At 26.6% G+C, this 20,239-nt stretch carries 22 protein-coding genes and 1 pseudogene; 1 reads left to right on the top strand and 22 read right to left on the bottom strand.

Annotated elements, in window-relative coordinates:
- Window positions 1-1,558, bottom strand: a pseudogene (recJ, locus tag HMPREF2852_RS01485) (single-stranded-DNA-specific exonuclease RecJ); the annotation flags it as partial.
- A gap of 172 nt (window positions 1,559-1,730) precedes the next feature.
- On the opposite strand from recJ, the gene HMPREF2852_RS01480 reads away from it, so the two are divergent.
- Window positions 1,731-3,113, top strand: coding sequence for an alanine/glycine:cation symporter family protein (locus tag HMPREF2852_RS01480; protein WP_083306953.1), 1,383 nt, complete (start codon window positions 1,731-1,733; stop codon window positions 3,111-3,113).
- A 76-nt stretch (window positions 3,114-3,189) separates the two neighbouring features.
- Here the strand turns inward: HMPREF2852_RS01480 and HMPREF2852_RS01475 are convergent, their stop codons facing one another.
- The 21 genes from HMPREF2852_RS01475 to HMPREF2852_RS01375 all read right to left on the bottom strand — a co-directional run bounded on the left by HMPREF2852_RS01475 (window position 3,190) and on the right by HMPREF2852_RS01375 (window position 20,239).
- Complete coding sequence (locus tag HMPREF2852_RS01475; protein ID WP_004838768.1) at window positions 3,190-3,465, bottom strand: preprotein translocase subunit YajC; 276 nt, start codon at window positions 3,463-3,465, stop codon at window positions 3,190-3,192.
- On the bottom strand, window positions 3,449-4,573 hold the full coding sequence (tgt, locus tag HMPREF2852_RS01470) for a tRNA guanosine(34) transglycosylase Tgt (RefSeq protein ID WP_070605454.1): 1,125 nt from the start codon (window positions 4,571-4,573) through the stop codon (window positions 3,449-3,451). Before tgt ends, HMPREF2852_RS01475 begins: the two co-directional genes overlap by 17 nt.
- An 8-nt stretch (window positions 4,574-4,581) precedes the next feature.
- Window positions 4,582-5,604, bottom strand: coding sequence for a tRNA preQ1(34) S-adenosylmethionine ribosyltransferase-isomerase QueA (gene queA / locus HMPREF2852_RS01465; RefSeq protein WP_070605451.1), 1,023 nt, complete (start codon window positions 5,602-5,604; stop codon window positions 4,582-4,584).
- Window positions 5,604-6,614, bottom strand: a complete 1,011-nt coding sequence (gene ruvB, locus HMPREF2852_RS01460; protein ID WP_019117707.1) for a Holliday junction branch migration DNA helicase RuvB — start codon at window positions 6,612-6,614, stop codon at window positions 5,604-5,606. The genes queA and ruvB overlap by 1 nt, the downstream gene beginning before the upstream one ends.
- A 9-nt stretch (window positions 6,615-6,623) precedes the next feature.
- Complete coding sequence (gene ruvA, locus HMPREF2852_RS01455) at window positions 6,624-7,223, bottom strand: Holliday junction branch migration protein RuvA (protein WP_070605448.1); 600 nt, start codon at window positions 7,221-7,223, stop codon at window positions 6,624-6,626.
- Complete coding sequence (gene ruvC / locus HMPREF2852_RS01450; RefSeq protein WP_004838763.1) at window positions 7,223-7,717, bottom strand: crossover junction endodeoxyribonuclease RuvC; 495 nt, start codon at window positions 7,715-7,717, stop codon at window positions 7,223-7,225. Before ruvC ends, ruvA begins: the two co-directional genes overlap by 1 nt.
- Before the next feature lie 51 nt (window positions 7,718-7,768).
- Window positions 7,769-8,476, bottom strand: coding sequence for a hypothetical protein (locus HMPREF2852_RS01445; protein ID WP_070605445.1), 708 nt, complete (start codon window positions 8,474-8,476; stop codon window positions 7,769-7,771).
- 197 nt (window positions 8,477-8,673) lie between these two features.
- Window positions 8,674-9,417 carry an HAD family hydrolase gene (locus HMPREF2852_RS01440; protein WP_070605442.1) on the bottom strand — a complete coding sequence of 248 codons (744 nt, stop codon included), beginning with the start codon at window positions 9,415-9,417 and terminating at the stop codon, window positions 8,674-8,676.
- Window positions 9,404-9,751: a hypothetical protein gene (locus HMPREF2852_RS01435; protein WP_004838759.1), complete on the bottom strand. Its 348-nt coding sequence runs from the start codon at window positions 9,749-9,751 to the stop codon at window positions 9,404-9,406. Before HMPREF2852_RS01435 ends, HMPREF2852_RS01440 begins: the two co-directional genes overlap by 14 nt.
- A gap of 2 nt (window positions 9,752-9,753) precedes the next feature.
- The gene (locus tag HMPREF2852_RS01430) at window positions 9,754-10,236 is read right to left on the bottom strand and encodes a metallophosphoesterase family protein (protein ID WP_070605440.1); all 483 of its coding nucleotides are present in this window, start codon (window positions 10,234-10,236) and stop codon (window positions 9,754-9,756) included.
- Complete coding sequence (gene rdgB / locus HMPREF2852_RS01425) at window positions 10,214-10,822, bottom strand: RdgB/HAM1 family non-canonical purine NTP pyrophosphatase (protein WP_070605437.1); 609 nt, start codon at window positions 10,820-10,822, stop codon at window positions 10,214-10,216. The genes HMPREF2852_RS01430 and rdgB overlap by 23 nt, the downstream gene beginning before the upstream one ends.
- A gap of 58 nt (window positions 10,823-10,880) precedes the next feature.
- The gene (locus HMPREF2852_RS09775) at window positions 10,881-12,356 is read right to left on the bottom strand and encodes a hypothetical protein (RefSeq protein WP_070605434.1); all 1,476 of its coding nucleotides are present in this window, start codon (window positions 12,354-12,356) and stop codon (window positions 10,881-10,883) included.
- Entirely contained in the window at window positions 12,353-13,792 is a 1,440-nt protein-coding gene (locus HMPREF2852_RS01415) for a sensor histidine kinase (protein WP_070605431.1), read from the bottom strand. The genes HMPREF2852_RS09775 and HMPREF2852_RS01415 overlap by 4 nt, the downstream gene beginning before the upstream one ends.
- Entirely contained in the window at window positions 13,783-14,478 is a 696-nt protein-coding gene (locus HMPREF2852_RS01410; RefSeq protein WP_070605428.1) for a response regulator, read from the bottom strand. Before HMPREF2852_RS01410 ends, HMPREF2852_RS01415 begins: the two co-directional genes overlap by 10 nt.
- Entirely contained in the window at window positions 14,471-15,370 is a 900-nt protein-coding gene (locus HMPREF2852_RS01405; protein ID WP_070605425.1) for an ROK family protein, read from the bottom strand. Before HMPREF2852_RS01405 ends, HMPREF2852_RS01410 begins: the two co-directional genes overlap by 8 nt.
- Window positions 15,363-16,991, bottom strand: coding sequence for a nucleoside kinase (locus tag HMPREF2852_RS01400; RefSeq protein WP_070605422.1), 1,629 nt, complete (start codon window positions 16,989-16,991; stop codon window positions 15,363-15,365). The genes HMPREF2852_RS01405 and HMPREF2852_RS01400 overlap by 8 nt, the downstream gene beginning before the upstream one ends.
- Entirely contained in the window at window positions 16,972-17,952 is a 981-nt protein-coding gene (locus HMPREF2852_RS01395) for an RluA family pseudouridine synthase (protein WP_070605419.1), read from the bottom strand. Before HMPREF2852_RS01395 ends, HMPREF2852_RS01400 begins: the two co-directional genes overlap by 20 nt.
- Window positions 17,933-18,472, bottom strand: coding sequence for a DUF6648 family protein (locus HMPREF2852_RS01390; protein ID WP_070605416.1), 540 nt, complete (start codon window positions 18,470-18,472; stop codon window positions 17,933-17,935). Before HMPREF2852_RS01390 ends, HMPREF2852_RS01395 begins: the two co-directional genes overlap by 20 nt.
- A gap of 36 nt (window positions 18,473-18,508) precedes the next feature.
- Entirely contained in the window at window positions 18,509-18,937 is a 429-nt protein-coding gene (locus HMPREF2852_RS01385) for a hypothetical protein (protein ID WP_004838749.1), read from the bottom strand.
- Window positions 18,934-19,890, bottom strand: a complete 957-nt coding sequence (locus HMPREF2852_RS01380; RefSeq protein ID WP_070605414.1) for a tRNA modification radical SAM protein MnmL/YtqA — start codon at window positions 19,888-19,890, stop codon at window positions 18,934-18,936. Before HMPREF2852_RS01380 ends, HMPREF2852_RS01385 begins: the two co-directional genes overlap by 4 nt.
- Window positions 19,883-20,239, bottom strand: coding sequence for a DUF1292 domain-containing protein (locus tag HMPREF2852_RS01375; RefSeq protein WP_070605411.1), 357 nt, complete (start codon window positions 20,237-20,239; stop codon window positions 19,883-19,885). The genes HMPREF2852_RS01380 and HMPREF2852_RS01375 overlap by 8 nt, the downstream gene beginning before the upstream one ends.

Below are 20,239 nucleotides of genomic sequence, written 5' to 3'. Positions count from 1 at the left end.
TTTTATTTAAGATCATTTTCATGGTATTATTGTTTTTTCCAATCATATTTATATTTTTTATAAATAGATTTTTATCGGCAAATTTTGCTTTTGGATTATCTTTTCCAAAAGGTTCTAGTCTTTGTAAACTTTCGGCAAATTCCAGTGAAAGTTTGTCTATAGGTATTTGAGCATCAATATTTATAATATTTACAAAATCATCTTTTTTTAATTTTGATTTATCATTTAATTTTTGCCTAAATTCCTCAACCTTATCACTTCTTATAGAAAGTCCGCAAGCCATAGGATGTCCACCGAATGATTCAAGTACATCTTTTATTTCAAAAACTTCCTTGTAAATATTATAAGCTTCTATGCTTCTTCCAGAGCCTTTTAAAATCCCATTTTGACTTGACTGAGTCATAATTATAGTAGGTTTATTAAACTTTTCTTTAATTCTTCCAGCTATAATTCCACAAATACTTTCTTCAATATTTTCAACATCTACAATAATAATATCATCATTATAATATTTTTTATCTTTTATATTTTCTAAAGTTTTTTCAAGACCTATATTAGTCAATTCTTTTCTTTCAGTATTTAAGCTAACAAGTTTTTTTGCATAAGTACGAATTTTTTCTATATCATCTTCCATTAGCATATCAATAGCAAGTTTTGCAGTAGAAAGTCTACCAGTAGCATTCATACATGGTCCAATTATAAATCCAAGCGTATAAGCACTAACTTCTCTATTCCAAGAATTTTCTTCAACCAAGGCTTTTATAGCTAGTTTTTCAGTATTATTAATTCTTTTTAGACCTTCTCTTACAAAAATTCTATTTTCATCAGTAAGTGAAACAACATCACAAACCGTTCCCATAGCTACATATTCCAATAAACCATATAAATATTCCATATCTCCATCAAGTCTTTGGTACAAAGCTTGTATTAATTTAAAAGCAACTCCTGCTCCGCACAAATCATCAAATGGATAAGTATTGTCAAGTCTTTTTGGATTTATAACGCAATCAGCTTGAGGTAAAATTTGCTCAACCCATTCCCCATCTTCTTTTTTTGAAACTTGATGGTGGTCGGTCACTATAACTTTAATCCCATTTTCTTTTAATCTTTTTACTTGATCGATAGCACTAATTCCATTATCACAAGTGATAATAAGACTTACATTTGCTTCTATAGCCCTATCAATCATTCTATCGCTAATCCCATAGCCATCAATAACTCTATCAGGAATATCATAGCTTATATCATCATAAAAATATAATAAACCATCCAAAAGTGTCATAGTTGAGCTTATACCATCTTGATCATAATCTCCAAAAATCCTAATAGATTCTCCGTTTTCCATAGTTTCAATAATTAAATCAATAGCTTTTTCCATATCTTTTAATAAAAAAGGATCATGAAGCTTTTCTAAAGTAGGATTAATAAAACTATCAACAACTTTCGGATCGACTATATCTCTATTTGCAAGTATCAATGCTTCTAATTTGGTAATATTTTTATTTTTTAAATTTGATAAATAATTATTTTTTTTATTATATATATACCACTTGGTCATAATTTCCTCTCTTATGAATAAATTATACCATTTTTAGAATCAATATAAAGATATGGATAAAGGCAATGTTAATTATAAAATACAAAGTTAAAAATTTTGATAAATTATAAATTATTTTGCATTTATTTTAAATGATGATAAAATAATAAAATAAAATTTAATGGAGAATTATATGGTAGATATATTAAAAAGTTTTAATGATTTGCTATGGGGTTTGCCTTTGATTTTGGCAATTGCTGGAACAGGAATATACATAAGCATAAAAACTCAAGCAATTCAATTTAGAAAATTAGGATACGCTTTAAAAAATACTTTGGGAAAAATTTTTGAAAAACATAGCCGTCATGCCAAGGGAGATATAAGTCCTTTTGGTGCTTTAGCAACGGCTCTTGCAGCTACAGTTGGAACTGGAAATATTGTTGGTGTTTCTCTTGCAATTATTTTGGGAGGGCCTGGTGCAATATTTTGGATGTGGATTGCAGCCTTATTAGGAATGGCTACAAAATTTTCTGAAGTAACCTTAGCAGTTGCTTATAGGGAAAAGAAAAATAGGAAATATGTTGGCGGACCAATGTATTATATTGAAAAGGGTCTAAATAATAAAAAACTTGCAAAAACTTTTGCAATTTTTGCAGGAATTGCCGTTTTTGGAATTGGAGATTCTACCCAATCAAATGCAATTTCAGGTGTACTTAAAGATACTTTTGGAGTAAATACAATAATTAGTGGAATAATTTTATCGATTATAGCTGGTGTTGTAATAGTTGGAGGAATAAATTCAATTACAAAAGTTACTGAAAAGTTAGTTCCATTAATGTCCCTTCTTTACATTCTTGGTTGTTTATGGATTTTATTTTTAAACAAAGCAAATATTTTGCCAGCTTTTAAATCAATTTTTCTAGGAGCTTTTAGTCCAAAAAGTCTTGGCGGTTCTTTTGCTGGTCTTTCTGTTAAAGCAGTTATATCTGCTGGTGTTGCTAGAGGAGTTTTTACAAACGAAGCTGGTTTAGGTTCATCTCCTATGGCTCATGCATGTGCAACAACTGATCATCCTATACGCCAAGGTCTTTGGGGAATTAGTGAAGTTTTTGTAGATACAATTATAATCTGTACCATGACAGCTCTAGTAATTCTTTCTACAAATGTAGATATTACTGATACAAACAATGCAGCAAGCCTTGTTGCACGTGCTTTTGCAACAGGCTCAAGTTTTGGAAATATTATAGTATGTGTTGGTTTAAGTCTTTTTGCCTTATCAACAATCCTTGGCTGGGCATATTATGGAGAAACGGCTCTTACATATTTATTTGGAGATAAAATTATAATTCCTTATAGAATTTTGTACGTTATTTTCGTTTTTGTTGGAGCAAATATTGATCTTGGAGTAGCTTGGATTGTAGCAAATATTTTAAATGGTTTTATGGCTTTGCCAAATCTTTTTGCAGTTGTAACTCTTAGTCCTGTTGTAGTAAAACTAAGTAAAGATTTCTTTAAAAATCCAGAAAAAATTAGAAAAAGTCCAGAAGAATATAAATCATGTATAGAAATAAAATAAAATATTTATATAATCCCAAATAAAAAAACCTAGCTTAGACCAAATTAATTAAAGTCCAAGCTAGGCTTTTTTTATTTTAAATTTCTATAATATTTTCGATACTTTCAATCTTTACTAAAATATATGAAAATTTGTCATCTTTTCCGCTAATAATAAGGCAATCTGTTTTATTAAATTCTACTACTTCTCCAATAATTTTACTTTCGGTTATAATTTTTGAACCGATTTTAAGATTTTCTTTTATAAATTTTTTATTCTTCTTCCTATTTATATCGTCCTTTAAAGAATAAAAATAAAACATCAAAGCTAAAATTATTAAAATAATATATTCTAATTTAAGATTCATATCCATACTTTTTATAAAATTCTTTTTTAAATTCCAAAAATCTATCTTCCATTATAGCTTTTCTTATATTTTCACATAATTTAAGTAAGAAATATAAATTATGATAAGTTAAAAGCCTTGCTCCCAAAATTTCATTTACATTTACAAGGTGTCTTAGGTAAGCTCGTGAATAATTTCTACAAGTATAACAATCACAATCATGATCAAGTGGTGTGAAATCTTCCTTGTATTTTGCATTTCTTACAACAAGTCTACCTTCTGATGTTATAGCTGTTCCATTTCTTGCAATTCTTGTAGGCAAAACGCAATCAGCCATATCAATACCTGCTTCAAAAGATTCAAATAAATAATCAGGACTTCCAACTCCCATATTATATCTTGGTTTATCTTCTGGCAAAAGCGGAGTTGTATATTTTAAAAGTCTTATCATTTCTTCTTTTGGCTCTCCAACAGACAAGCCTCCCAATGAATATCCATCAAAATCCATTGCACAAGTTTCTTCAACTGATCTTTTTCTTAAATCTTCAAACATTCCACCTTGAATAATTCCAAATAAGGATTGGTCTTTGTGGGAATTTTTTTTGTGATAATCAAGTCCTCTTTTTGCCCATCTAACTGTTCTTTCAACAGAATTTTCTACATATTTATAATCTGCAGGATAAGGAATACATTCATCAAAGCTCATCATTATATCTGAATGAATATCATTTTGAATTTCAATTGACTTTTCTGGTGTAAATAAATGTTTTGAACCATCAATATGAGATCTAAAAACTACACCTTTTTCAGAAATATCTCTAGTATCAGACAAAGAAAAAACTTGAAATCCACCACTATCTGTAAGTATTGGTCCATTCCAATTCATAAATTTATGAAGACCACCAGCTTTTTTCATAATATCCATGCCAGGTCTTAAATACAAATGATAGGTGTTTCCCAAAATAATTTTTGCATCGATTTCTTTTAATTCTTCAACACTCATAGTTTTTACTGTAGCCTTTGTTCCAACTGGCATAAAAATCGGTGTTGGTATATCTCCATGATCTGTGTGAATTATTCCACATCTTGCATTGGAATATTTATCTTTTTTTATTAATTCATATTTTATCGGCATTTTCTCTCCTATTTTAAAAACATTGCATCGCCAAAGCTAAAGAACCTATATTTTTTATCAACAGCATCCTTATAAGCATCTAAAATTATTTCTTTGCTAGCTAAAGCTGACACAAGCATTATTAGAGTAGATTTTGGCAAATGAAAATTTGTTATTTGACAATCTATAACATTAAATTCAAATCCAGGATAAATAAATATATCAGTCCAACCTGAATCTTCTTTTATTTGTCCATTTTTTTTGTAAACTGATTCAAGTGTTCTTGTAGTCGTTGTTCCTGTTGAAATAATTCTCTTATTATTTTTCTTTGTTTCATTTATTAAATCTGCAGTTTCTTTGCTTATTTGATAAAATTCAGAATGCATTTTATGATTTTTTACATCGTCAACTTTTACAGGTCTAAAAGTTCCAAGCCCAACATTTAAAGTTATGTAAGCTAATTTAACACCTTTTTCTTCTATTTTTTTAAGTAATTCTTTTGTAAAATGAAGACCTGCTGTTGGTGCAGCAACTGAACCAGGATTTTTGGAATAAACTGTTTGGTATCTTTCTTTATCTTTTAGTTTTTCTTTTATATAAGGTGGCAAAGGCATATTTCCAAGTCTATCTAAAATTTCTTGAAAAATTCCATTATAAAAAAATTCGACAATCCTATTGCCATCTTCTTTAATATCAATAACTTCAAGGCTTAACTCATCAGAAAAAATACATTTTGTTCCAATTTTCATCTTCTTACCAGGTCTAACTAAGACTTCCCACTTATCATCTTCAATATTTTCAAGCAAAAATACTTCGATTTCTTCTTCTTTCCCTTCTCTATGACCAAAAAGTCTTGCAGGTATAACTCTTGTATCATTCATTACAAGAAGGTCGCCTTCATTTAAATAATCTATAATATCATAAAAATGTTTATCTTCTCTTTTACCAGTTTTTCTATCAACAACCATTAATCTAGAAAAATCTCTCTTATCTGCTGGATGTTGAGCAATTAATTCTTCTGGTAAATTGTAATCAAAATCTTCTGTTCTCATTATTTATCCTCATATTTTAATCCGTAATGTTCATAAGCTTTTCTTGTCAAAATTCTTCCTCTTGGAGTTCTTGTTAAAAACCCAATTTGTAATAAATATGGCTCATAAACATCTTCTATTGTTATATTTTCAATTCCTGTTGATGCTGCAATAGTATCAATTCCAACAGGACCTCCTGAAAAATTTTCATACATAGTTAGAACTATTTTTTTATCCATATTATCAAGTCCCATAGGATCAACTTCTAATAATTCTAAGCCCTCACAAGATGTTTCATAATCTATAATTTCATCTTTTTTTACTATTGCATAATCTCTTACTCTTCTTAAAAGTCTATTTGCAATTCTTGGAGTTCCTCTACTTCTTCTAGCAATTTCAAACGCTCCCTTATCCTCTATTGGAATTTCTAAAATATCAGCAGACCTTTTTACAATTTTTGTCAAATCTTTTGTATCATATAGGTTTAAGGATAATAAAACACCAAACCTATCCCTTAATGGTGCAGAAAGCATTCCGGCTCTTGTTGTAGCACCAACCAAAGTAAATTTTTCCAAATCTATTCTAATAGACTGAGCATTTGGTCCTTTTCCTACAATAATATCAAGAGCAAAATCTTCCATAGCAGGATATAAAATTTCTTCAACTGATCTATTTATCCTATGAATTTCATCAATAAATAATACATCTCCCTTGTCAAGATTTGTAAGAATACTTGCAAGATCAGATGGTCTTTCTATAGCAGGTCCACTTGTAATTCTAATATTTACTCCCAATTCATTGGCAATTATATTTGAAAGGGTTGTCTTACCAAGTCCTGGAGGACCTTGCAATAAAACATGGTCAAGAGCTTCTTCTCTTTTTTTTGATGATTCAATAAAAATTTTCAATTTTTCTTTAGCCTTATCTTGACCTATATAATCTTTCAGCCACTTTGGCCTTATAGTCATTTCTTTATATTTATCATTTATTTGCTCGTTAGAGCCAACTATTCTTTCATTTTGGTCATACATATTATCACCCTAAATCATTCGCTTCAAAGACTCTTTAATAATTTCTTCAAGACTAAGATCACTATCTTTTAGGCTAGCAAGAACTTTATCTATGCTATTTCTTTGATAGCCAAGATTAAGTAAAGCCTCTCTTGCAACTTCAATTTCTCCATTAGAAGAAATATTATCAAAATCTTGATTAGAAATTGAAATATCATCATTAATAGCCATTTTCTTAACCTTATCAACAAGCTCAAGAATAATTCTTGATGCAGTTTTTTTACCAATCCCCTTAGCCTTGGTTAAAGTATCAATATCATTATTTACTATAGCAAGTTTAATCTTATCTACATTTAAAGTTGACAAAATTGCTATAGCGTTTTTTGGTCCTATTGTAGATACACTTGTTAAAAGCTCAAAAACTTCTAATTCATCTTTTGACGAAAAACCAAATAAAGATATATCATCTTCTCTTACATTCATTTTTGTAAAAATTTTAAATTCATTATTTATTTCAAGAGTTTTTATAGTATTAAAAGAAGAATTAATAGAGTAACCTATATTGTTATTTTCAATTACAAAATTATCTTCTCCTATATATTTTATTTCTCCAATTATATAACTAATCATTAATTCATCCTAAATTGTTCTTTAAATCTTTGACTAAAAGCGTGAGTTAAAGACACTGCCAAAGCATCAGCAGCATCATCTGGTTTTGGAATTTCACTTAAATTTAGTAAAGTTGTAACAGTTTCTTGCATTTGTTTTTTATTTGCCCTACCAAATCCAGTAATAGCTTGTTTTATTTGTAAAGGAGTGTATTCATAAATCGGAAGATTATTAACCTGTGCACACAAAACTTGCACTCCTCTTGCATGTCCTACAGTAATAGCCGTTTTAACATTTTGATTAAAAAATAATTCTTCTATGGCAAATTCATCTGGCTTATACTGTTTAATTATATCATTTAAATTATCATATAAAATCTTGAGCCTTTCAGGAGTTTTAGTTTTTGAAGAAGTTGTAACAACACCATTTTCCAAAACTTTATATCTATTTCCATTAACTTCTAAAACTCCATAACCCATAATAGCAATTCCTGGATCAATCCCTAAAATAATCATACTAACCTTTCTTAAACTTACAATTAAAAAAGGGCTAATTGCCCTTTTGTTTTAATGATACCTATTAACAACTTCTATACAAAGTCCCTTCCAATAATAATTAGCATAGACATCAATAGCTATATTGTAAAGTAGGCTTACTAATTTATCATTAATTTCTTGAGCCTGCTTTAATGTAATATCTTCAGTATAAATCATATCAATATCAAAAGCTAATTGCTTATTAGTATTCACATCAAGATTTAAAACTTTTAACTTTAAATATGTATCAGCATATATTTTTACACTTTTTCTAATACTTGAAACCAAATCTTTATTGTCATAAATCTTTTTTATATAATTATTTTTCTCTTGATTAACATAAGGATTATCTTCTGTAAAAATTTCATTTTCTTCAAATAAAAAAACATCCCCATAATAGTTAATAGCAAGATACTCTAAATCATCAATTAATTTTTTATCTTTAAAAGCTTCATATTCACTTTTTAAAGTCAATAAAAATTCAAACCTGTCCAAATCATTTCCTATTGTTTTATCTAAGCTAATAATGATTTGATCTATATCAGACAGATACCAAAAATTCTTTTTCAAATTTTTTAATATGTATGGTTTTATGAAAAATTTATTTTTTTTATAATTTCTAAAATTTTTATTATCATATAATGACATCAATGTATTTAATGAAGATATATCTTCATTAATTAAATAATCATATTCAAGTTTTTCAATTATTGGTTTTTTTTCCGCACTTGATGTCATATTTCTTATCCCTCTTCTTAGTCTGTAAATAAATTTTAACATAAAATCAAATAAATTTATTTAAGTTTATTTACAGAAAAATAAAAATAGCTAAAACAAATGAATAATTTATGCAATATTTCCTAAATATTGTATAAATTAATTGTAAATTAGCTATTTAAAAAAATTCAATTTAATTTTATTCATTGAAAAATTTATTAAAATTGATGAAAATCTACATTCAAATCACTTAACAAAAAAGTATAGTTTACATCTTTTCTCTCAACATGAATTTTCGTTTTTTCTCTTAATTTTTTATTATTGTATAATCTTTCTATAAGTTCATAGCTTGGATTTATAGCATGAGCATTTCCAACTTTTTCAAACATAGAAAAATCCCCATTAGTATCTCCATAAGCATGTGAATTTTCTAAGTCTATATTATATTTTTCTGTCAAAAAATCAATTGATTTTTTCTTATTTTTGCTATCCCACATTGGCAATATTTTGCCTGTAAATTTATCTTTGTCATCAAAAATATATTTTGTTGCGATAGTATGGTCAGCTCCATAAATTTTTGCAAAATCTCTAACCAAAAAATCTGGAGAACCTGAAATCACAAATATTTTATATCCCATTTTTTTGTGATATTCTAAGGCATTTTTTGTCACTCTATAAATTTTACTTTGATTATTTTCGATAACTTTTTTTGCATATATATTTATAGTTTTTTTATCTATTCCTTTTAAATTTTTTTGATAAAGCAATGATGCTTTATCAAGGTAATCTTCATAAGGACCTTTTCTATCTTGATATTTTTGATATAAGGGTTTCACATTTTCTTCCCAATTTTCCTTATCTAAAATTCCATCTTTAGTCATCAAAAAATAATGTTCTATTAATAATGAATTTCTAAATAAGGTTCCATCTATATCAAAAAATGCCGCCTTATTTTTTTGCATTTTTTTTCACCTTTTTTTGCTGATTGCTATCTTCTTTTACACCATTAACCAAATCGATTATAATTGCAGCAAAAATTCCTATAAAGGCATTTGATAGTAAAATCACTCCTATCCAAGCCAAATTAAGTCCTATTGCTGTTGTTAAATTTACAAAAGCTATAATTCCAATAGCCAATCCAACAATTCCTATTATAAAAGATGGGTAAAATTTTACAATTTTATCGTCATTATTTTTGCTTATAAAATATGTCAACCCTATTATCACTAATGCTAAGATTGGCAAAACAATAAGCTTTGATATATTATTTGCTACTAAAGTTATTAAACCTGCCATATTTATTCCTTTTTTAAATCTATTCTATCAAATTTTATTTTCTTATCATATTCTAAAATTACAAATCCAGCCTTATTATCTCTTGGAAGAGTCGGAGAACCTGGATTTAGTAAATATAAGTTAAAATCTTTTAAATATTCAAAAAAATAAGTGTGAGTGTGACCGAAAATTACAATATTACAATCATAATCTAGGGCTTTTTGAAGAAGTTTTTCTTTAGAAAAGTAAACCCCTTCTTTGTGACCATGAACTAACAAGATATTATTATCTCCTAGAGGTATTATTTGTTCAAATGGATTTTTATAATCTCCATAATCATTATTCCCCTTAACTGTTATATAATTTATACCAGTGATTTTTGAAATATTATAAGCATCACTGGTATAATCTCCAGCGTGTATCATAAAATCTACATGATTTTTTTTTATAAAATTCAATATAGAATGATAATCTCCATGAGTATCACTTGTTACCAATATCCTCATTAAATTCTTCTTTCAACAAAAATTTTTTGAATTTTTCTAAAGCCAAGGACCTATGACTATATAAATTCTTTTCTTCATCAGTCATTTGACCAAATGTTTTATCCAATTCTTTAACTTTAAAAATTTGATCATAGCCAAAGTCCTTATCGCCATATTCTTTTTTACTTATTTCTCCATTTATTTGGCCATCAAAATAATAATCTTTTCCTTTATCATCTATAAAGCACACTGTAGTTTTAAAATAAGCATCTCTACTTTCACAATTTTTTAATTCATCTAATAGTTTATCTCTATTGTCTTTATATGTTGGATTATCTCCAGCATATCTATGAGAATAAACACCTGGTCTTAAATCTAGTGATTTTACAAATAAACCTGTATCATCAGCAAGTGTTGGTACTTTTAAAATATCATATAAAGTTTTTGCTTTTTTATAAGCATTTTCTTTTAATGTTTCTCCATCTTCCTCAACTTCAAAATTATTTATATTATAATCTTTAGTCGTATATATTTTTATATTCTCCCCTAAAATTTCTTTAATTTCTCTAACCTTATCTTTGTTAGATGTTGCTAGTACTATCTTCATATTCACCTCTTAATAAATCTTATCAAATATTTTAAAGTTAAGTCAATTTTTTGTTTTATTAATGTATGATTATATTATTATCGCTGAATAATTTCTCCCATTTTTCAGCATACGAACCCAAACCTTGTTCAAACATAATAATATCTGTTGAATTTGATAGTTGAATTGAAAATTTAGGATTTGGATCTATTAGTCCACTTCTTACATTATAAAATAAAATTTCATCTGGAGTTTGTACAGCAACATATTGTCCATTAACTAGCTCAAAATAATCTTTGGCATGACTGTTAATATTTTTTATCATATCAACTGTTATGTCCTTTTTATTTTGCTCTAAAAGCTCTTCTGTTATTGCCATATCTATAGGAAATGATTTTTGTTCTAAATTTTCATCCTTTTTCATTTGATAAGAAGATTCCAATTGCCACAAACCAAAATTTCTTATAAAACCAAAATTTGTAAAATCGTAAGATATTTTATTATCATCAAGAGAGCCTACATTTTGACTAATTTGATCATAAACAACATTTTTAAATATGTCCTTGCTCTTACTTTCTCCTGTAAATTCTTTAATTGTAAGAAAAGAATCATTTGATAACTGGTCAGTTTTTAACATAGCGTATTTATTTATTGGAAGTTTATCAGAAACTAAGTTGTAGTCAAAAGAAATATAATCTTCATCTACATAATTGATTTTTAAATCAATATCACTGTTTTCAAACTTATACTTATCCTTATTTTTTTTATCATTCATCTTGTTTTCTAATTTTATTGGATAAGCTAAAATATTATCGTATTTTTTATTTTTAGTATTTATTTCACATTTTAAACGCCAAAATTCTTCTTTTAAAGGGAAAAATATATGCTCGGCTTTTTCAATTCTCGCCATTTTATTTGGCTCAAGTCTTATACAATAAGTATAGTAATAATAATTTGGACTTGATGTATTATTATCAACTCTTTCCCTTACTCCTATTAATACACTTGTATCTTCTTCTACTTTTTCTCCAGTTTTTGTAGTAGTTCTCTCTTTTGACGCTCTCTTTGCATATTTTTTTATAACATTTCTTTTTACAGATTTATCTATTTTCTTTAAAATAACTGCACAATCTTCTTGAATATAAAAGATAGTATCTTTGTCTAAAACAACAAAATCTCTAGAATACAATTGTCCTTGATTTGCTGATAAAATTTTTACATATGATTTTGATGATAAATCTAAATCTAAGGACCTACTTTCTAAATAGGATTTTAAATTTACATATTTTGTAGAAAATTTTGGTGGATAAGCATAATCATCATTTAAAGCTACTAAATTTTTATCAATATATAATTTGTCATTTATTTTTACATTTGATAAATCAGTTGTGCCTGATGCCTTTTTTATTTCGCTTACTTGCCATGTTCCTTTTAAAATTGGATCTTCTACTTTTGGAGCTTCAATTAATTCTGTTACATCTTCAGGTCTTCCAAAACTACAAGCAGTTAAAACAAAAAGAAATATTAATAGTATTAATTTTTTAAATTTTTTCATACTTTAGCCCTCGGTAAAACTACAATGACAGAAGTCCCAACTGTATATTTACTTTTTATTACAAGTTTTCCATCATGAGCTTTTACTATTTCCTCACAAATAGATAAGCCCAATCCAGTTTGGCTTTTTGATGAAGAACCTTTGAAAAATTTACTAGAAACAAAAGAAATTTCATCTTCTTTAATTCCTTCTCCATCATCTTTAACTTCAATATTTACATTTTCGTCTTCTTTACTTATAAAAATATCAATATGTCCATCTTTTGGAGTAAATTTCATGGCATTGTCAATGATATTTATAAAGACTTCTTTCATTCTATTTTTATCACAATTAACAATAATTTCTTCGTAAGCAGTTTTAAAATCAAAATTTATTTTTTCATTTAAACTTCTAGGATAAAGTTGTTGATAAACTTCTTTTGCAATCTCAACAATATTAAGATCTTCTTTTTCATATTGAAAAGATGTGGAAGATAATCTTGAAAAATTAAGAAGATCTTCTACCATAAGCGACAATCTTTCTCCCTCATTTTCAATTATAGTTAATCCTTGATTTAGCATATCTTCATTTTTTTGAATTTCTTTTGCTTGTAAAGTTATTGCCCAACCTTTAATAGAAGTAAGTGGAGTTCTAAGCTCATGTGAAACAGAAGATATAAATTCATTTTTCATATCTTCTCTTTTAACTATATTTTCACTCATATAATTAAGAGTTTGCCCTAGTTCGGAAATTTCATTTTTTCCATCTTCACTTGCTTTTACTTTAAAATCTCCCTGAGCTAATTTTTCTCCAACCTTTGTCAAATTTTTAATTGGTACAATCCATCTTTTTGATGCATAAAAGGAAACAACCAGCGCAAATAGAAAAATTGTAAAGCCAAAAAATAAAAATATAATCATTTGATTATTTACATTTTCTTTTACCTTTGCAGTAGAAGAAATTAGCCTTATAATACCAATTTGTTTTTGGTTATCGCTTAATGGATACGATAAAGCAATAACTTCTTCTCCTGTTTTTTTGTTTATTATTTTTTGGTAAGAATATTCACCTTTGTTTGCATTGATGACATCAGTAGATTTTATTTTTGTACCAATTTTTGAAGAGCCAAGTGAATCAAATAAAACATTGGAAGAATTATCTAAGATTTGAACTTGGCTAACATTATTTCTATAAAAAGAATTCTTATCTCCAATTACAATCTCAGAAAGATCATATCTTGACAAATAATTTGAATATAAAACCTGATTGTATTTTGCTTGATTGAGCATAGCTCCAACAAGTGCAGATTCATAATAATTAGTAATTGACCTATATGAAAAAATTTCAAATCCTACAACAACTAAAGTTACAAAAATCATTATTATTTTCATAATACTAAAAATTATGCTATTAAAATTTATTTTTAATAATGATTTTTTCTTTTTTTCTATCTCCATCTATAACCTGTTCCCCAAACTGTTTCTATATACTCAGGTCTTGCTGGATTTTCTTCAATTTTTGCTCTAATTCTTCTTATATTTACATCTACGATTTTTGTATCTGTGCTATAATTATCGCCCCAAGTATCTTTCATTATTTCCATTCTACTCATTGCCTTACCTTTATTTAAAATAAAGTTTTTTAATATTGTAAACTCAGTTGGTGTAACATCAATTTCTATATTATTTTTATAAAAATTTCTAGCATACAAATCTAATTTGAATACACCATCTTCAAGAACATTTTCATTTTTTTCTTCTTTTTCCACATCAATAAATTTAACTCTTCTCATCAAAGATTTGACTCTTAAAATTAGCTCTTGAGGATTAAATGGTTTTATAATGTAATCATCACACCCTCTTTCAAGTCCTAAAATTTTATCAATATCTTGACTTTTTGCAGATACCATAATTATGCCGACTTTTGGATATTTTTTTCTTATACTATCGCAAACTTCATATCCACTAATTCCTGGTAGCATTATATCTAAAATACAAACCAAAGGTTCCTCTTCATCTGCTAATCTCAATGCTTCTTCTCCACTACCAGCCTCAATAATATTAAATCCTGCATATTCAAGATTTATTTTCATAAATTGTCTGATATGTTCTTCATCATCGCAAATTAAAATTTTATCACTCATTTTTTAACCTTTCCATTGCAATTCTTCCTGCACCAATAACACCAGCTTCATTTAAAAATTTAGCTGATTTGATTTCAATTTTATCAGATAAATGGCAATATTTTTTGAAATTTTCCAAAACTTCATTCCACCAAAAATCTTTAGAATTTATTACTCCACCACCAACAATTATTAATTGAGGATCAAAAATATTTCTCAAACTTGTTAAAAACCAAGCCAAATCGCTTGTAAATCTTTCAATGACTTTTTTTGCATTTTCATCATCATTAGCAAGTTTAAATATTTCTTCCCCATTTAATTTATTTCTTGTTAATTCTTCATAATGTCTTACAATAGCAGTTCCAGAACAATAACTTTCTGCACAACCACTTTGTCCACATGTACAATATTCTCCATCAGGATGTAAAATTATATGTCCAAGCTCTGCTCCTTGAAAATTACTTCCAGATAATAATCCCATTTTTTCATTATAAACAGCTCCGCCAAGTCCTGTTCCAATTGTAATCATAACTATATCATTATAACCTTTACCAGCTCCTAGCCATTTTTCACAAACCAAAGCTATATTTGCATCATTTTCTACAAATACAGGAAGTCCTGATATTTTTTCAAGTTCTTTTTTTAAATTAAGACCTGTCCAACCATCTATGTTTCCTGCAAAAGTAACTATTCCATTTTCTGAATCTATAAAACCAGGTGTTCCAACACCAATAGCTTCAATTTCATCAGTTTTTAAAAACTCTATAATTTTTGAAATATTTTCTAAAACTTTATCTTTTCCTTCTCTAGCACAAGTTTCAAGTCTATAAGTTTTTAAAATTTCTCCATTTTCATCGATTACAGCACCTTGGATTTTTGTTCCACCTATATCAAGTCCTATTGTTTTAGTCATTATCTTCTCCTATAAATTCTCTAAGTATTGAGTGATCGTCAATTATTTTTGTATTTTCAATTTCTACAAAATATGACAAAATATTTTCAAGCCTATCAACCATATAATAATATTTAGAATTTTTTGAAACTTGTTTGAAACATTCTATGGCGTATTTTTTTAGTGCATTATATTCATATATAAGTGATGAATCAACATAAAAATCTGCCCTATTTTGATAAGGGAAAATATATTTTTGCTCTCCTAATTTTACCTTATCCCAAGATTTTAAAGTTTCCAAAGTATCATATCCTCTGTACTTGTTGTCTCTAACTATTCTTCTTATAAGTCTTGTTTCAGTTGATGAAATTCTATTTGTTGAGTCTATATTTATACCTGTTAAAACTGAAACGTAAATTTTGTATTTATTTTTTTCTGGTATATAGTCAGTAAGTTTTGGATTTAGAGCATGAATTCCTTCTATTATCAAAATCGTATTCTCTTTCATTTTTATTTTTTTATTTGATAAGGTTCTAATTCCTTTTATAAAATTAAATGAAGGTAAAATAACTTCTTTGCCCTCTAAAAGATCTAATAAATCTTCATTTAAACTATGTAGATCTATGGCATCAATACTTTCAAAATCCTTATTTCCATTTTCATCTAAGGGCGTTTTATTTCTATCTACAAAATAATCATCAGTTGAAATTACATATGCATCTTTTCCCAATACCGCAAGTTGAATTGCTAATTTTTTTGCAGTAGTTGTCTTTCCTGATGAGGAAGGCCCTGCAAGCATAACTATATTCATATTATTTGCAATAATATCTTTTGCACACTTATTTAACTGATTATTATAATATGTTTCATTAACATTAACTAAGCTTTCAATTTTATCATTTATTACTAATTCATTTAAGTCGCTTGCAAAATTAATTCCCAGTAGATTTGTCCATCTTTTTGATCTTTCATATATTTTTGGTATATTAATTTGCTCTTTAAAATCTAATAATTTTGAATTTTCAGATTTTTTATAATTTATTAAAATTCCTGGATGGTAATAAATTATATCGAAATCTTCTATCCAAGATGATTTTGGGCATAAATAATTAGTAAAAAAATAAAATTTATCTTTTACGTCGTATATATTTATTTCATTTAAATCCAAACTATTTAATAAATTGTACTTATCTAAGTCATCATTTTCTTTAAAGATTTTAAGAGCTTCGGTTTTTTTGTAAGTTTTTTTAACAATTGGAAAATCTTCTTTTATTAGATTTTTCATCTCTTTTTTTATTTTTTCTATATCTTTATGCAAGATTTTAAAATTTTCAACTGATAAGTATAAACAATTATTAACAGAATATTCTATATTAACTTTTTTGTTTTTATAAATTTTTTCTATTGCAAGTATACAAATCAAAGCTATGGTAGATTCATAGGATAGATTAGCTATGTGAGTGTATTTTTTAATTAAATCTATTTTGTCATCTTGAAAAATTACATAATTAAGATCTACAATTTTTCCATTCACATTTGCTAAAATATAATCTTTAAAATTATTTGGGTATTTTTCTTTTATAATTTCATATAAAAATTTTTTATTTGTTTTTAAAAACTTATCATTTAATAAGATTTCCATAGAAGACTTCCTCTTTTAGGTCATTAATTTTTCCTACTTGTCTTGAAATAAATATTTTTTTATCTAGATATGATAAATCTTCAATAAAATCAAATTCTAATTTGTAGGCTAATAGAGCTTGATTATTAAGATTTATTTTTTTATAATCTATACTTGATTTACTATATTTTCTATCGCCAATTATTGGTGTAGAATTTTTGTTTAATGAATATCTAATTTGATGGGTTTTTCCAGTAATAAGCTTACACTCTAGTAAAGTAAAATTATTTTTTGTTTCTAGAGGATGAAATTTTGTAATAATCCTTTTTCCATCTTCTTTTTCTTTTACCATATTTTTATTTTCATTTTTTGAAATTCTAGTATCAATTTCAAAATCTTTATGAATTTCTCCTTCAACTATAGTAAGGTAATATTTATTTATCTTTCCTTGACTAATTGCTTTGTTAAGGCTTCTAAGCGCTTTTGCATTTTTTGCTCCAATAATAAGCCCTGCAGTATTTCTATCAAGTCTATTTACTATACTTGGTTTAAAAGTTAAATCTCTACTGTTTACCTTGTTTGTTTTATATAAATATGAAGTCATCTGATCTACTATATTATTTCCATAATCATTTTTATTGGCAGCATGAGATAATACTCCAGATTTTTTGTCGATTATAATAATATTTTCATCTTCATATATTATATCAAGGTCAAAATCACTAGCTTTGAATTCTTTTCTTCTAACCCATTTTTTATAATCTTCATCTTTAATATACATTGTAATAATATCGCCATTTTTGACGAAATCATCTTTTTTTGCTCTTTTATCATTTATTTTAAAATTTTTCTTTCTAATATTTTTTTGAATAAGTGACAAGGGAGCATTTTGTAAATATTTTCTTAAAAATCTGTCAAATCTTTGATTTGCATCATTTTCATTAATTTTAACTTCTATCATATTAATATGATTTATTAACATAAGAATCAATCATGGATATTTTTGCTTCATCCAAAAAACATTCTTTCTCTTTTAATTTTTGAAGAAGATTTTTATTTTTTGAATGTAATATCAACTTATCAAAATCTTTTAGATATATCTCAAATATTTCACCTGTTAATCTTTTTGATTTTAATTTTATGAAATAAGCTTCTGTGTCCTTATAATCTATCAATTCAAGCAATTTTTCTGTTGCCAAATCTTTTAAATAATAATAATTTTCCCTATTGTTTATTTCTTGTTGATATTTTTTCTTTTTTTTAGAAATAAAAGTAAGAGCCATTTGATTAGATCTTTTTGCCATTATATTGTAATACTGATAATTATATACAGCTTCTAAAACAGAAGAAATATTTGAAAATGGTTTTAAATCGAGCTTTACCAAATACCTATAATTTAATTCTAAAAATTCATCTTTACCAATTTTTTGATTAGTTAATAAATCAATGCTTTCCTTTCTCCATTTATTGAAAGATTCTAATTTTTTTACTTCATCTAACATAATATCAAAAAACCGTCTCTTAGAGACGGCTTAAATTTAATCTAATAATTTTGTTTCGTGAATTTCTGCATCAAGAGATTCAGGTATATCACTTGACTTACAATCTAGGCCAAGATAAACATCTACATTACATTCATTTGAAAGTTTAGTTAAGTCATCTGAAAGTTTCTCAATATTTTCACTATTAATATCAATTATATCGTAGATACCATCAATATAAATTTTTCCAATATCATAATCTCTTGCTAATATTCCAGCTATAAATCCTCTAAAAGATTCTACAGAATCTATAAAAAAGTTTGAGGCATCAATTAGTCTTACAGAATGGTCTAGTGAATAAATTTGTTCATTATCACTATCAACAAATACTATATTTGTGTTTCCTTTACCTTTTTCATCATTAGCTTGGTCTATTAGCCATTTTGTTTTTCCACTTCCTGATGGTCCTAATACTAAATAAATCATTTCATCTCTCCCTTTAATTTTTTATATTCTTTTTGGCAAGTCATATCGCCTTGAAAAATATTATTTTCGTTCATATAATCTATAATTTCATCTCTAATCATCCACCATGAACAGTTCCAATTACAAAAAACAGAATCTTCTTTAGGTGCTCTTCCTACAAGTCTTTGTATTGCTATATCCTTATTAATATATCTCAAAAACAAAATAACATTTTTTTGATAATCTTCTTTTGAGGGCATTTTAAACTCATTGTCTTGATACATCTTTTCAAGTTTTGTATTTTTTATTACAAACAAGGAATGAATTTTAACCTCTTTTACTCTAAGTACATTAATAATCCTAGCAGTTTCAATTATATCTTCATCATCATCCCAAGGAAGTGATAAGATAACATGAGTACAAATCCTAAATCCATATTCATTTATCATATTGCAAGCTTTTATAAAGTCAGCTAAATCTTCACATCTATTAAGAATCTTTAGAGTTTTATAATTTGCAGTTTGTAAACCCAATTCTATGATTATATCAATCCCTGTTTTTTTTGAAAAATCACTTAAAAAATCTAATTTTTTATAAGTTATACAATCACTTCTAGTTGATATTGATATAGCTACAATATATTCTTTGTTGCAAGCTTCAATAATATTTTTGAATTTTTCGAACTCTACATAAGTATTTGAAAAGTTTTGAAAATAAGCTATGAACTTTTTTGCTTTATATCTACTACCTATATAATTTTTATTTATTTCTAATTGCCTATCGACTGTCAAAAATGAAGGTAAGTTTTCAAAACTTCCCCCACTTTCCGAGCAAAAAATACATCCTTTTGTACTTTTTTCTCCATCCCTGTTTGGACAAGATAAAGATAATTTTACAGGTAGTTTATATACCTTTTGTCCATATTCTAATTTGTAATATTCTGATATAGGAAAATATGGTAAATCCCTATTCATTTAAATCACTATCTTCTAAATCACTTTCGTATTCACTTACAATCTCATCAATTGTATCGTAATCCCAATAATGTGAAAATAAATGATATATTTCATCAAGTTTATCTTCATCTTCTAAAGAATTTAATTTGATTTCTCCGCTTTCTTCATCCTCTAATTCATACAAGAGAATAATAAGTTCGCTGTTTTCAGAATCAACTAAGGCTATATAATCAACGCCATCTACAGAAAATATATCAATTAAATAACATTGTCTTGTATTCTCGTCCAATTGCAATTCAATTATTGCTTTTCCTTCATTTTTTTCAAACTCAATTTCATGATTATGAATTTCTAATTTTTTTGACAT

Source organism: Anaerococcus sp. HMSC065G05, assembly GCF_001812365.1.
Lineage (GTDB): Bacteria > Bacillota > Clostridia > Tissierellales > Peptoniphilaceae > Anaerococcus > Anaerococcus vaginalis.
This window is presented reverse-complemented; position numbering and strand designations above follow the sequence as displayed.